Source organism: Edaphobacter bradus, from assembly GCF_025685645.1.
Taxonomy (GTDB): Bacteria; Acidobacteriota; Terriglobia; order Terriglobales; family Acidobacteriaceae; genus Edaphobacter; species Edaphobacter bradus.
On the sequence record NZ_JAGSYF010000002.1, the window covers coordinates 1018244 to 1030895 of the forward strand.

At 56.3% G+C, this 12652-nt stretch carries 12 protein-coding genes; 4 read left to right on the top strand and 8 right to left on the bottom strand.

From position 1 onward, the window contains the following. Positions 1-18: 18 nt before the first annotated feature. The 3 genes from OHL16_RS10325 to OHL16_RS10335 form a co-directional block, all read right to left on the bottom strand. The gene (locus tag OHL16_RS10325) at positions 19-975 is read right to left on the bottom strand and encodes a hypothetical protein (protein ID WP_263367041.1); all 957 of its coding nucleotides are present in this window, start codon (positions 973-975) and stop codon (positions 19-21) included. Between the two features lie 365 nt (positions 976-1340). Next, positions 1341-1802 (bottom strand): hypothetical protein, encoded by a 462-nt coding sequence (locus tag OHL16_RS10330; protein ID WP_263367042.1) that lies wholly within the window; start codon positions 1800-1802, stop codon positions 1341-1343. Between the two features lie 49 nt (positions 1803-1851). Beyond that, entirely contained in the window at positions 1852-2514 is a 663-nt protein-coding gene (locus OHL16_RS10335) for a Bax inhibitor-1/YccA family protein (RefSeq protein WP_263367043.1), read from the bottom strand. Between the two features lie 346 nt (positions 2515-2860). Here OHL16_RS10335 and OHL16_RS10340 point away from each other — a divergent pair, with 346 nt between their 5' ends. After that, positions 2861-3790 carry an OmpA family protein gene (locus OHL16_RS10340; protein ID WP_263367044.1) on the top strand — a complete coding sequence of 310 codons (930 nt, stop codon included), beginning with the start codon at positions 2861-2863 and terminating at the stop codon, positions 3788-3790. A 1171-nt stretch (positions 3791-4961) separates the two neighbouring features. Then, entirely contained in the window at positions 4962-5891 is a 930-nt protein-coding gene (locus OHL16_RS10345; RefSeq protein WP_263367045.1) for an NHL repeat-containing protein, read from the top strand. Positions 5892-6079: 188 nt separating this feature from the next. Here OHL16_RS10345 and OHL16_RS10350 read toward each other — a convergent pair whose 3' ends face one another. Further along, a complete protein-coding gene (locus OHL16_RS10350) occupies positions 6080-6859 on the bottom strand; it encodes a hypothetical protein (RefSeq protein WP_263367046.1) in 780 nt (259 codons plus the stop codon). Between the two features lie 433 nt (positions 6860-7292). On the opposite strand from OHL16_RS10350, the gene OHL16_RS10355 reads away from it, so the two are divergent. Next, positions 7293-7760: a hypothetical protein gene (locus tag OHL16_RS10355; protein WP_263367047.1), complete on the top strand. Its 468-nt coding sequence runs from the start codon at positions 7293-7295 to the stop codon at positions 7758-7760. Between the two features lie 103 nt (positions 7761-7863). Here the strand turns inward: OHL16_RS10355 and OHL16_RS10360 are convergent, their stop codons facing one another. Further along, complete coding sequence (locus OHL16_RS10360) at positions 7864-8340, bottom strand: VOC family protein (protein WP_263367048.1); 477 nt, start codon at positions 8338-8340, stop codon at positions 7864-7866. A 593-nt stretch (positions 8341-8933) separates the two neighbouring features. On the opposite strand from OHL16_RS10360, the gene OHL16_RS10365 reads away from it, so the two are divergent. Beyond that, the gene (locus OHL16_RS10365) at positions 8934-9488 is read left to right on the top strand and encodes a hypothetical protein (RefSeq protein ID WP_263367049.1); all 555 of its coding nucleotides are present in this window, start codon (positions 8934-8936) and stop codon (positions 9486-9488) included. A 288-nt stretch (positions 9489-9776) separates the two neighbouring features. On the opposite strand, the gene OHL16_RS10370 is transcribed toward OHL16_RS10365, so the two are convergent. From OHL16_RS10370 to asnS, 3 genes are read right to left on the bottom strand one after another with little or no spacing between them, the layout of a single operon-like run. Continuing rightward, positions 9777-10796: a hypothetical protein gene (locus OHL16_RS10370; RefSeq protein WP_263367050.1), complete on the bottom strand. Its 1020-nt coding sequence runs from the start codon at positions 10794-10796 to the stop codon at positions 9777-9779. Positions 10797-10823: 27 nt separating this feature from the next. Continuing rightward, entirely contained in the window at positions 10824-11162 is a 339-nt protein-coding gene (locus tag OHL16_RS10375) for a hypothetical protein (RefSeq protein ID WP_263367051.1), read from the bottom strand. Positions 11163-11200: 38 nt separating this feature from the next. After that, the gene (asnS, locus tag OHL16_RS10380; RefSeq protein ID WP_263367052.1) at positions 11201-12553 is read right to left on the bottom strand and encodes an asparagine--tRNA ligase; all 1353 of its coding nucleotides are present in this window, start codon (positions 12551-12553) and stop codon (positions 11201-11203) included. Positions 12554-12652: the final 99 nt, after the last annotated feature.

A 12652-nucleotide genomic window follows, 5' to 3' on the forward strand; every position in this document is an offset into this window, starting at 1 on the left:
GAGCCACCGGCTGTTGGGCTACTGTACCTCCTCCTTGAAGCGCATCACAAATGCCACCCCGCGCTCCCGGTTTACCTTTACTGTCGTATCGAAGTCGAGAGCCTCAATTGGGAAAATCCCGGTCTTTCCGGCGACTGAAAGAAATTGGATTGTCCGACCGGAGTCAAACCAGTAGTCTTTGACGAATTTGCTGCTGCCGTCCTTCAGAATCAAGAATGTGCCCTCTGCCGACGCCCGATCTTGTCCGGATGTCGAGACCATCGATGCTTGACGAACCATTGGGTCCGTCATTGCTGTTGAAGGCCGGAAGACACCGGGCAGAACAAGTGGCCGTGCCTCGAGTCTCGCAACTTCCTGCGGAACCGATATTGCTGGTGAACGCCGGAAGGCACTGGGCAGAACAAGCGGCCGAGCCTCGCGTCCCACAACTTCCTGCGGAACCGCGAGATCCTGCATTAACTTGAGAGTGATGCGGGCCTCGTGCTTCAGGACTGGCCGGGGACCTCGGTTTGGAAGGGTGACAAGCTTCTCCGGCCACAGGACCGGAATCGACCATTCGATAGCATCGCGGCGCGCGTGGCCAGTCCCGTGAATTCTTCCCTCGACATCAACTTTCAGGTGAGAGACTGAGGTTATTTTTGTCGAGATAGGTAATTCAGCACTAGGCGATATTATGTGATCGAATTCGAGTTGCATCCAGCCCTTACCCCAGAGATGTCCTGGGTCACGAGCCTCCGCGAATCGGCCTTGCAGGTAAGCACCTCGCGGAAACACAGAAACACCGAACTCACGCAGGGTTCCTGTATCACAAAGAATGGGATCATCGGGTGCAACGGTTTTCGACGAGAGGTTTGCGTCCTCCAACGTGCATTGCATGATGGTTCCGGCCGGCACAACGATTTCCTGGCCCCAGAGGGTTGCTTGGGGTACCAGGAAAATTGCAGGGAGTGTAAGTAGTTTGAGTAGGCTTGTCATGGGCCACCTCCTAGCGGATTGGTCACCTGCCAAGTTAAAGCAGGTTAAATCCATTAGCTGACAGGTGACGGATTGAAGGCCGGGCTCCGACGAGCCGACCTCGCTACGATCATGGACCTGCAGTCCTTGCACGTCAATTGATGAGCATCGTTGTTGCTCGCCATGTACACTGGCACCCGGTCCACGCAGGTTTTCGAGGCTGCGGACGTAGCGTCGCCGCACATCCGCCCCCGGAACATCATGACCGCCGCTCAGTACTCGCTGGGCGATCCGGGACAGCTTGAATGAGCCATCACGAACTCAAGAGCCAGAAGGCGGCGAGCGGGAGGCTGTGGTATTCGATGCGCTGCTAGGCGTCGCGCGACTCACTTTACATAAGTAAATGTGCCGCACAGGTCGGTTGAGTTCGAGATTGCGTCGAAGGTGAAGACGGGCGGCTTCTCTCCGGAGAAGAAGGCGAGCTGCAGGGAGTTTCTTGCCGCGTAGGTGACCATCCAATGAACATCCTCGGAGCCGCAGAGGGAGTTTTTGTGCAGGAATTTCTTCTCGGCGGGGATGTTGAGGCGGTAGAGACTGCCGGTGCGGGCGGCGTTGGAGTCGGTGTCGAAGACGGCGGCGAGCTCGGTTGCGTTGAGGTCGCGGACGCGGGAGATGGGGGTGGTGGAGAAGTTGATGGTCAGCTTTTCGTCGGCGAGGGTGATGTCGCCGGTGATGGATCGGGCGGTGTTGCTTGCGGCTCGCCAGTAGCCCCTCTCCTCGGCCTGGGTGGTAAGGGTGAGGAGGAGGAGCGACGCGGCGAGGATATTCAGTGAGCTTGCACGCTTCATCTCTTCAGGATGACATCTCGAAGCGGGTTTGAGGAAGGTGGGGCGATGCTTAGTCTCTGCGGCGCCCGCCCATCAGCTGGAGGACGGCGAGGAAGATGTTGATGGCGTCGAGATAGATGGAGAGAGCGAGCGAGACGGCGGAGAGGCCGTCTCCGCCGGCGCGGATGCGGGCGAAGTCGCCTACGGTGAGCAGGGAGAAGATGCCGAGGGTGAGCCAGGAGTAGGTGTCCGGCGAGAGGAAGTGGAAGAACATGCTGGCGATGCCGGCGATGATGAGCAGGAGCAGCGCGGCGAATCCGATGCCGGCGATGCGGCGGTAGTTGATGTTGAAGAGGTAGGCAACGCAGCCCATGACGGCCATGCCGCAACCGGTCGTGGCGGCGGCGTTGAAGACCATGCTGCTGCCGAAGGTGTGGATGTAGCGCTGGATGAGCGGGCCGATCTCCCATCCCATGAAGTAGGTGAGGGTGAGGAAGAGGCCGAGCGCGACAGCAGGGCTGGCCTTGCGCGTGAGGTTGATGGCGAAGACGAGTCCGATGACGACGATGAAGCCGACGAAGGTTCCCCAGGCAGGCGCTGTGGCGACTCCGACGGAGGTGATGAAGAAGCCAAGCGAGGTGATGCCGAGCACCTTGGCGAGCAGCGAGGAGGTCTCCTCGCGGGGGACGTCGATGATGGTGGGGTAACTGTTGTTCAGGCGGTAGCCGTTCATGGGTATGTGGTTTCGCTCCAACACTATTGGACGACTTTACGGACGATTTGTCATGTGGTTCGCTACACGAGCTTGACGTAAGTGACGGCGTTCTCAGTGAGGTGCTTGCCCAGAAGACTAGGGGTTTCGATAGTTGACTGGCTGAAAACGGCAGGTCTATCTTGATCGCCGAGCGCTCTCCGTAGACGTCGGTGTCCGCCTCTTTTGCCGGCTCAATGGATTGAAGAGACGACTCGACCGGCCCGGCAACCCTCTATCCATCGCTTCGATAGCAGAGGATCTCTTCGTTGCCTTGGATCAGAGATGCCGAATCTTCGAACGAGCGAAATGAAAGGATGGAACCATTATGGAAGCGAGCAAGAAACGCAGCTCCGCACTCGTCGGAATCCTGACTCTCGCCGTACTGGCTTTAGCGAGCACCGTGGGTTACTCCCAGGACATCAAGGTTGAAGGCGTGATCAAAGCACGCAGCGGTCCCACGATGATCCTGGAGACCAGCGGGGATCCGAACCTCGCTGTCCAGCTGACGGAAGGCACGAGTGTAGGTCAGGTACAAGGGATGTTTAAGGCGCGCAAGAAGGAGATGTCGATGGCCGCCCTCATCCCGGGACTTCCGGTCAAAGTGCAGGGGTTCCACGACGCTCATAGTCAGCTGGTTGCGACATCGGTCAGTTTCAAGGGTAACGATCTGGAGCGAGCCCAGGTCATCCAGGCTGGTATGCATGAAACAAAGATGAAGGCGGAGCAGAACGAAGCAGAGATAGCGAAGCACAAAGAAGAGCTGGCGAGACAGAACGCAGAGCTCGAAAAACACAGGGGGGAACTGACGGAACAACAGAGGAAGATCGCCGAAAACAAGGCCGCGATTGAGGCGAATACAGCACGCTTCGGCCAATTGGACGACTACTACATCATGGACGAGGTCACGGTTCTGTTCGCGAACGGATCGTCCAAGCTTGATCCTCAGTACAACTCCCCGCTCCTGGCATTGGGGCAGAAGGCGAAGACGGTTCAGGGCTACATGATCGAGGTGAAGGGCTATGCCTCTAGCAGTGGCAGCGCCGCGGTCAACCAGACGATAAGCGAAAACCGCGCCAACAGCGTCACCAATTTCCTGCTGCAGCAGTGCCATATTCCTCTGACCAACATGCTTGCTCCAGGTGCAATGGGAGAGACCCATCAGGTTGCCACCAACAAAACCGTTGAAGCGGAGGCTCAGAATCGGCGTGTCGTGGTGAGGGTATTGCAGAACAAAGCTATCGCAGGAATTGAGTAATATTTCGGGTTGAGCCGTTGTTTGCGCCGGATGGGCGTGAGCGGGCGGAGAAGCTGACGTTATCATGGCGTGTTGTACCCCTCCCCCCTACTTTTCGTGCAAAATCTTCCATCCAGATGGTTTAGGTCTGGACTTACCTGTGCACTTCTGATGCCAAAGTCATGAAAAGCAGAAAGCCCGGCGGTGTGCCGGGCTTTGCTTTGTTCCTGATTTAAGGTTATCAGGGGTGTCAAGGGTGGGTGTGGAAATCGGGGCAGAACGGAATGCCATACGGGTGTACTACCTTGTGTCCGATGATGTGGTTCGGGTCGTCCGAGTGCTTCATGGAAGAGGGATATTGGATTTCTGTTTGAGGACGGAGGTGAAGTGGAGTAAGCGGTTCGCGCTTTGCGCGAATGGCCCACATCTGGCGATAAGGCCGCCAGATGTGGGGCATCCAATTGGTAAGTTTTGTGCAGATATGGGCCACCCAGCCCACCCGTCCTTGGCTGGTTTTGAGGTCGTGGCTGCGAGATGGTTATGTGTGGGCCACCCGTCCAGATCATCTGTTCCTTGACCAAGTCGAATTTAGTTTCGACCGAGTTACATTTTCGATGAAAATTGCACAAATAACCTTGACTGACTAAATAGATTCGGATATATTTGCGCATCGTTCTGCCTCTTGTATCGGCAGCGGCCGACCAAGGGGAGTTCGTGATTAGAGTCACTCTCTCCTCACCCCAGGCTACAATTCCCGGTCCCCAACTCAGGGTTACAATTTCGGGTTCCCAACTCAGGGTTACAATTTCCGGTTCCCAAATTGATAAGCCAAGTCCCCTCCGGGGCCATGGATGCACATCGGTTCGATGACGCTCGCCACGACGTCTCCCGAAAGGAGAGCCGCGCGCCCCCCCCACCCCCGCAACCGACGTGGCCACCATCACCCGCGAAGGAAGAAGAACCCAACTGAAATTTTCAGTAGGGCGAATCCGACAGTCACTATCCATTAGCAAAAACCGAACTCAACTTCTATCGAAAGGCGGGATTTGTAATGAAAAACCACTCCACACATTGGCGGTTAGCAGTTGTGATCAGGGTAGCACTGCTTGTCCTAATAGCAGGGCTCGCCGGCATCCAAAGCTATGCTCAAGCTACCGACTCTCTATTTGTCGGGGACGTGAATGATAACACAGTGAAACAATTCGATGCCACCTCCGGGGCATTCCAGGGTGTCTTCGTGAAACATTCGCTGGGTGGCCTAAAGGGACCGCGAGGTTTGATCTTTGACTCTGGGGGTAACCTGCTTGTCTCTGTTCAGTTCACCACTACTTCCGCACCTGGGGAGATTCTGCAGTACGGCCAGGATGGCGCGGTGTTGAACCCCATTGTGTCCAACAGCGACCCTAATGCGCCAACAGCGCCCCGTGGAATGATTCTTTCGACTAACGATCTATTCGTAGCCAATCTCACCGACGAACCCAACAAGAACGCGCCTCCGACTCCTGGTAGCTTGCTGAAATATTCGATTGCCGGGCAACTGATCGGTGCTTTAACGCCACCTGCGGGGGCATTGCCCTCGGGTGCTGAGTTCCATCCACGTGCCGTGGTCCTGGGGCCTGACGGTCTCCTGTACGTGTCAAACTTTCCCGACCTTCGCACGGGATTGGGAGGACAAGTTCTGCGGTTCTACCCAGCCACGGGGGCATTAAAGGACGTGCTCATTAGCAGCAGCGGTGGTACCACCTGCGATTGCGTGAATGAGCTCAACCGGCCCGAGGGACTGGTCTTTGGTCCCGATGGCGATCTCTACATTACGAGCTTTCGAGCCAATTCAAGCGATACCGACAAAATCCTTATATTTCATGGCAGCACCTATGTGGGCCAGATCGAGCTCGACACAGCGGGTGCGCCGCGTGCCTTCGCCCAGGCTCTGTTGTTCGGCCCTGGGGGACGGCTCTTCGTCCCAATCAGTGGCAATGGGCCAGATACAGGATCGGTACGTTCCTATGACGTGAGCACTCACATGTTCGAGGTCGTCGTTCCCTCGGGAGGGCCATTGGGAGCGGGGTGGTATCTGACCTTTGGGAAGACCAATCCCTCCACCCTTAGCTACAGTCAGTAGCGCAATGGAGACCCGGGACTACCGCCAAGAGCACTCCGGCGGCTAAGTAGAAACCACAAGAGTACAGACGGCGTGGGCTTCGTCGTAGGAGAGGCGGGGAAAAGAGTGCGGTCGAGCTTCGCTCGATGTCCCACCCATCGCAAGAGGCGCGATGGATGGGGCACCCGGCTGTTTAGATATGGACCGAACTAGAACGAGAAGTCGTGAACCAGTCGAACGACATCGACCGTCATCGACCCCAGACCGAACGCAGCAGCGCCGACGGCGGAGCCGGTGCCCGTAACCTGCGCGTTGGAGTTGACAGCCATCTGGATTTCAACCGTATACGTCCCAACGCCTACGTTCGGAAAGATGAAGTTGTAGGTGTGCGCGCTGGTAGTTTGCAGAACCAGCCCGATCGTCGATGTGAAGCTGCAACTGCCGGTGGTAGTTCCGACAGTCACCACGCAGTCGCTCAAGGATTGGGTCAGCGTCTGGACGCGGGAATCGATTGTGACCCCGTACGCCCCTCCGATGGGTTGGCAGCCAAGAATGCCCGCCTCGCAGGCGGCCACCGGATAGGCGGTTGCAACTACGTTGCCCGCTCCGTCGAGCAGGACTGCCCTTTCGTAAACGCCGCCCAACGCCGTGGCGGTGCTTGTGCTGCCGGTTTTCGTCCTCGTCGTAGTGCTGGTGTAGAGGCCGGTAACCATAGAAGGCGAAACAAACAGGGACGTACTGTTGGACACCTTGACCGTTGCGTCCATGACGGGAACGAAGTTGTCTGGTGTGACGGCCACTGCCGCGCCGCTAAATATGTCGTGACAGCTCAGCGGCGCCGTCCCGATGTTAGAGGCATTGCTCACAGTGCACCCTACTGCTGAGGTGTAGGCCGCTGTCGCCTTCGAGCTGGGCGTCTGTGCCGCGGCCATTCCGGTAACCAAAAGTGAGAGAATCGCTATACCTAAGGGTTTCTTCGCGTTCGTCATTTTCGCATTTTCTCCTTGAGATTTTTTGAAAAATCCGAATTCGAGGCAGCCCGAACGGTAGTGTGGTTCCGCACCGATTTATAAAAACGCAAAGATCGGCGGCGCTCACCAGTCAGGTTCATGCCGAATGCCAGCTACTGGCTCCCTCGGTCGAGATAAGGGTTGCCGACAGGCTTCGACAGAAGCCTTCGAAGGTAATATGTATTGCCCGTTTGGGCTTACTCTTACTTTCGCTTGCTGCACTTGAGGTTCCAACTGATTCGTACGCAAAATGAGCCGTTTAGAACATTTTTGCTGAACGGGTAATGCACAAAAGTGCACTCTAGTGGGGAAAAAGTAATCATCTAGTGGAAAAAGTGCCATCTGTGTTCAGGTGTGGGCCGCCCAGGCGTTGGTTCATTAGACAGGAGCAAGAAGGAGCATCGCGATGCTGATGGGATTCTGGTTGCTGATGATGGCTGCTACGAGTGCGGCGTTTGCACCTATCAGGGTGTATGAAGGAACGTGGACGCTGGTTGCGGCTCATACGATGGCCGGTGAGGGCAAGCCGGATACGATCGTCAACCATTGCACTGAAGGGACGGCGTTCTATGCGTGCGAGCAGGTAGTGAATGGGAAGTCGCTGGCATTAGTCGTGTTTACTGCTACGGATGATCCGACGAAGTTTCATACGCAGCCGGTGCTTGCGAACGGGCAGGCAAATGGGCGGGGTGACCTTACGATTGTTGGAGATCACTGGACCTTTCTGGGCTCGGGGAAAGATGACAGCGGGAAGCAGGTCTTCTACCGGACCGAGAACGTCTTCACGGGACGGGACAAGATTCATTTCGAGCAGTACGAGTCTGGGGATAACACGACCTGGGTAAAAAAGAATGCAGGGGATGAGGTCAGGGTGCAGTGACCCCCTTCCCCCGGGTTGAAGGCATTTGCCAATCAGCTTTGAACCAGGAACTTGTTGGCCAGGGAGGCAGGGTGTGACTGCCCTGCCACCTGGCTGGAGCGAGCTAGGCTGCCTGCATGACCTTCTTCAGGCGCTCTTGCATGTCCTTGGGTGAGACATCTTCGATGTGGGTGGCGATGCCCCAGAGGTGTCCGAAGGGATCCTGGATGAAGCCGGAGCGATCTCCGTAGAACTGGTCCTTAACCTCCCTGAGGAGCTTCGCGCCCTCTGTGGTTGCGCGCTTCACGACGTCGTCGACGTCGGGAAGGTAGACGTAGAGGCTCACCGGGCTGCCGCCGATGGTGGCAGCGCTGGTGTATCCCGCGCCCATGCTGGGATTTTCGTCGGCCAGCATGATGTGCGAGTTGCCGATCTTGAGCTCGGCGTGACCGATCTTGCCGTCGGGGCCGGGCATGCGCATGATTTCGGTGGCTCCGAAGACTTTCTTGTAGTAATCGATGGCTTGCGCGGCGCCCCTGACGATCAAGTAAGGCGTGACGGAGTTGTAGCCCTGGGGAATGTACGAGACTTTTTCTGCCATTGATGTTCACCTCAAGAATGTGGGTTGGAGGTGGAGGTTTACGGCGTGCACGCGGCAGGCGGTATGGTTCGGTCGCTCTTTCGTGAGTGCGGAACCGTCGAACGGTTGAGGGCCGCCGAGTGCCTCATTCCGATGTACGACGTACTAGCGTGCAGAGATAAATTACTCTCTTCGGCGTGGGGATGGCGAGGGTAGAGGTGTGGAAAGTCTCAATTGCGGCGCGGAGGGAAGGCGTTGATCTCAAGCCCTGTTGATCTTGCGGCGCTTAAGCGGCATGGGTGAAGCTCAAGGGATGTGGCCTGGCTCGATTAGGGTGAGGTGGTCCCGGAGATTCGGACAGAGGTTAGGTGGAAGTTTTGCTCTTGTGCAGCTTAAGGACTTTCCGGCGGGGACTCGTGGAGTGCGGTCGTTACAGGGTTTGAAATGCGGTTCGCGCTTGGCGCGAATGCCCCACCTTAGCGACGATGAAGCTGTCGCGAAGATGGGGCACCCAGATTCGCGGTGAGTTGGATTTTGCGGCGAGCTAGATGTGGGCCACCCGTCCTTGATGTATGGGCCACCCGGCCCTGTGCTACGGTGGAATACCGAACAAGATGGCGCTTATAGATAAGATTGGTGAGCGTTTTGTCGCCGTCAGCGAGACTACGGCGGCCAAGGCTGACTCTGAACGCTGGGTGGTGATTGTGATCGGAGCTCATTGCGCGGGAAAGACTTCTATTTGCACCGGTGCGTCCTATCCGCCTGGCGTCGGTATCGTCTATGAGGTCAGGCCCGACGAGATGAACAGTGTCGAAAGGCATATCAATGAGGCTATTGAAGCAGGCTGGCGTGTTTTGCTGGAACTAGTCTTCTGTGACGATCCGAGATTGCTTGTGGACCGCATGGTATCTCGCGCGACGGCTGCTCAAGAGGCTGGTGAGCATGCGATTGTTCATCGTATCGACGATATGGCCAAGAGTTTGATCGCTGTGCCGGAGGCTGCTGCCCAATTATTGCAAGTGCTTGGGCGTAGGATCGACTTCGTGTCGGTCGACAATTCAAGGTCGATTCTGGAGATGAAGTTTGAGGTGGAACGAAAGAGTCCACCCATTGTGACAGCGATAGTCGAAGCCCAGTGGAAAAATGTGATGGAGGCTGCTGGCATATAGACAGGCGGCAGGAGCTTCGGGATACAGATTCTTCTGCAAGATGCTGGCGAGGTGGAGCAGGTGGTTCGCGCTTTCGCGCGAATGACCCACTCATGCGGTGAGGCCGCATGAATGGGGCACCCGAGGTATCCGTTGGTTTGATGTATGGGCCAACCCGCCCGGATATGGGGCACCCGATTTCGTGGCGAAGGTAGAAGTGGGCCACCCGTCCGAAGATGGGACACCCGATCTTAGATGTGGGCCATGCGTCCACCCACCGATTTTAGATCGGTACCACCCTGCTTATATTTAGGATATCGAAACCTGTTCGTAGTGTATTGGCAAGCCCTTAGCTCGAAGGGATGCTAGAAACTCCGATGAAATGTCATCGAGAGGGGCTTGCGAGGCAACGATGAGCCGACGAGGTTCTTTGCCGCCGCGCCTGTAAGCATATTCCAGCAGCTGTGGCAGAGCCTCCCTTATGGCGTGTCTCGCTAATACGGCAGGCTTGATTTCGTAGAAGTCATACTCGCCGGATGGTAACAAGCAGACAAGGTCGATTCTTCCACCGTTTCCGCTTGGTAACTCGTCACCAAGTTTAATGTCTGATCTGCATTTCAATTGTTCACAGAGCCGGCGTTTGATTTGGTTCGAACGCAATGCGACGTTGATCTTATCTTGATTCCCATTTCTTGAAGTTTCACTATCACCTAAAGTCAATCTCTGCTCGAATGAGAAGGCTAAATCGCCAGGAACGGCTACCAGTTGGCTGGCTTCCGCAGATGAAGTTTCGACGAAGCAATAGAGAGCCAATAACTGCTCAAAACAGTCCAGTATCTCTGAGATGTCTATATGGGAAGGCGGAACTGCTTTTCCCAAGAAAATAAAGGTTGGCGTCTCGATCTCATCATCAGTAATCTGCCGGACTGCGGTATCGCGTTTGATGATCGATCTTCGCCTCCAGACCCACATCCGGAAGCCTTCCAGTGTCGTTGAGTTAAGCCGAACAAATTCATTAAATCTTTCGATTTTTGGTAGTAGAGGATCGATGCTTGGTAACGATCTACTGGTTTCTAATGAGAAGGCGACACCAAATCTAAACCTATTCTCTTCTTTCTCAAAACCAATATTGAATTGGAGTTCTTCTCGACCGCCAGTGTGAAATGCCCAACCTTCGTCTTCATTCACACTAGGCTTTGAAATATCGAAAATAACGGATCTGGTCGTTTTCTTGCCTTGTACTTGCTTCCGTAGCTCTTGAAATCTGCCAAACGGATGCTTGGTAGCGAGATCATTGATCGCGCTAGCGACCTTTCCTATGCTCGTCATAATTCAGTTCTCGGGTGACTGAGGACTCTATTCCGCGACTCCAAAATGATTTTTTGACCTAAGGAAATCCGCATACTTGATTTCGATTTCTTGCGAGAGAGAATTGGTCTTATGCAAGAGTGATAATTCTTTGTGGTACCAGCGTGCGTAGACGATGTACGGGTAGATTTGAACTCTCGTCTGCATCGCATGTGAAGCATCCTGAAGAAACTTGACTTGAAGCTGTGCCAAGTCGATGGCTTTTGAAATCAAGAGTTCTTTTTGTCGAGCTCGGCGCTCCAATATCTGGCCTATAAAGGTGATGAGACTCGACGTCAGCGCACCGATGCCAGCAGATCCTAGAATCACACTTGTTGTTTGAGTCACGTTAGCAACGCCCCAGTGAATCTACCTGAGTAGAACATCTAGGGGTAAATTCTGTTTAATGTTCTCGCAAAAGGTATCGTCTCTCTCACGTGGTCTAGGCTGCAGATCCAGGCTACGGCTCGTTCGATTCCCATGCCGAAGCCGGCGTGGGGGACGGAGCCGTATTTGCGCAGGTCGAGGTACCACTGGAAGGCGGCTAGTGGGAGGTCGTGCTCTTCGATGCGCTGCTTGAGGAGGTCGTAGCTGTCGACGCGCTGCGAGCCGCCGATGATCTCGCCGTAGCCCTCGGGGGCGAGGACGTCGACGCAGAGGGCCTTGGTGGGGTCCTTGGGGTCGGGTTGCATGTAGAAGGCCTTGATGGCCGCGGGGTAGCGGTGGATCATCACCGGCTTGTCGAATTGCGAGCTGATGTAGGTCTCGTCGGGAGAGCCGAGGTCGTCGCCGTACTTGTGCGGGTTTTCGATCTTGCCTGCTTTGTAGGCCTCTTCGAGCATGGCGTGGGCTTCGTCGTAGGAGAGGCGTGGGAAGGCGCCGGGGATGATGATGGCTTCGAGCTTTGCGGTGTCGCGGCCGATGGTTTTGAGGTCCTGGCGGTGCAGTTCAAGGACCCGGCTGACGATGTGGCGCAGGAACTGCTCGGCGAGCTGCATGTCGCCTTCGAGGTCCATGTAGGCGACCTCGGGTTCGATCATCCAGAACTCGGTGAGGTGGCGGCGGGTCTTGGACTTTTCGGCGCGGAAGGTGGGGCCGAAGCTGTAGACCTTGCCGAGGGCGAGCGCGGTGGCTTCGATGTAGAGCTGTCCGGACTGCGTGAGGTAGGCCTTGTCCGAGTCGAAGTAGTCCATCTCGAAGAGCTCGGAGGTGCCTTCGCAGGCGTTGGGGGTGAGGATCGGCGGATCGGTGCGGATGAAGCCGTTGGTGTCGAAGTACTCTGAAGCCGCGCGCATGATGGTGGCACGGACGCGCAGGATGGCGGACTGGCGCGGAGTGCGGAGCCAGAGGTGGCGATGCTCCATGAGGAAGTCGACGCCGTGCTCTTTGAGGGTGATGGGGAAGGGGTCGTCGGCGGAGACGGGGGAGATGACTTCGATGTTTTCGACGTCGAGCTCGTAGCCGGAGGGTGCGCGGGAGTCGGCGCGGACCTTGCCGGTGACGGTCAGGGAGGACTCGAGCTGGAGGCTCTTGAGGGTCTCGAAGACCTGCTCGGAGACGGCGGCCTTGGGAACGATGCCCTGAATGGTGCCGGTGCCATCGCGGAAGGTGGGGAAGAGCAGCTTGCCCGAGGAGCGGATGTTGTAGAGCCAGCCCCGGAGGGTGACGGTCTGGCCTTCGTGGGCGGCTAGCGAGGCGATGGTGGCTACGGCGGGAGTGGCTGCGGCGGTTTCGCTCATGGTGCGGTTTCTACCTTCCAGTTAAAGAGTACCGGATTGGCGACCGCGGATGTTCACGGAGGGGCATCCTGCAGAATCTACGCCTTAGAGGCGAGATGT